Consider the following 996-nt stretch of genomic DNA (forward strand, 5'->3'; position numbering starts at 1 on the left):
AATATTTTCTTCTTTAAGTTGTTCTCCTAAGGCTTCGCTGCGTTTTCGGCCTGTTTTATCATTATCTAAAGCGATAATGACTTTGATTTTTTCTTTTTTAAGAATTTCTAGTTGTGATTGAGAAAGTTGCTGAGTGACATAAATGAGACTGCCCTGTTCCGTTTTTTTAGACAATTTTAATTTTTAAAATTGTTCTTTAAGGCTAAAAATTAATAGATAATTTCCTATCTTTTCAAACTAAAGAAATATTTTTTCGTTTAAAAAAGTGTCTAAACTTTTTTTCATAATTCTTTAGTTTCAAAAGATATTTTTTTAATATTTTGACTTTACACTATATAGTTAGGTAAAAAAATTCAAAAACTCGTCAACAAAATGAAAGAAAATGATATTTTTTTTAAATTTTACTATTTTTTTTCAAAAAAAAGCGTACTAAAGTAACCTTTTTTCCAAGGTTATATTTTTTATGTTAAATCAACTAAAAATTTATCTCAAATTTTGAATATATTGAGATGGTGTTAAATGGTTTAATTTACTTAAAATCCATTGATTATTCCAAAATTTAGGAAAATGATGGATTAATTTTTTTATTTTATCAGGAGATTTTTGAAATAAAAATGGATTTTGATGTTGTAAGATCGTTTTCATTTGGCCGAAAAAGTTTTCAATGATGGCGTTGTCACGTGGTGTGGCTTTTCGGGACATACTGATTAAAAAACCTTTTTTCTTTAAAGTTTGTTGAATTTTGAGCGATTGATAAACTGTACCTTTATCAGAGTGAATAATACAAGGCTCTTTTAATTTTGGAAGTTTTTTAATAGTATTTAAAACTAAATCTTTATTTTGTTGGTTTGAAGTGTGGAAAGCTATAATTTGGTTATTAAAAGAATCAATGATACAAGAAAAATACAAAAAACCTTGATTAGTTTTAAAATAAGTGATGTCAGTAAAAAGTTTTTGAAGAGGTTTAGTAGCTATAAAATCTTGATTGATTAAATT

1 protein-coding gene and 1 pseudogene are annotated in these 996 nt (G+C 24.6%); both read right to left on the reverse strand.

Going from position 1 to position 996, the window contains the following annotated elements:
- Positions 1 to 147, reverse strand: a pseudogene (locus tag RI01_RS03480) (toprim domain-containing protein); the annotation flags it as partial.
- 336 nt (positions 148 to 483) lie between these two features.
- The coding region (locus RI01_RS03030) for a DDE-type integrase/transposase/recombinase (RefSeq protein WP_017193197.1) at positions 484 to 996 on the reverse strand (513 nt) is incomplete at its 5' end.

The organism is Italian clover phyllody phytoplasma str. MA1 (assembly GCF_000300695.1).
In the GTDB taxonomy this organism is placed as follows: Bacteria; Bacillota_I; Bacilli_A; order Acholeplasmatales; family Acholeplasmataceae; genus Phytoplasma.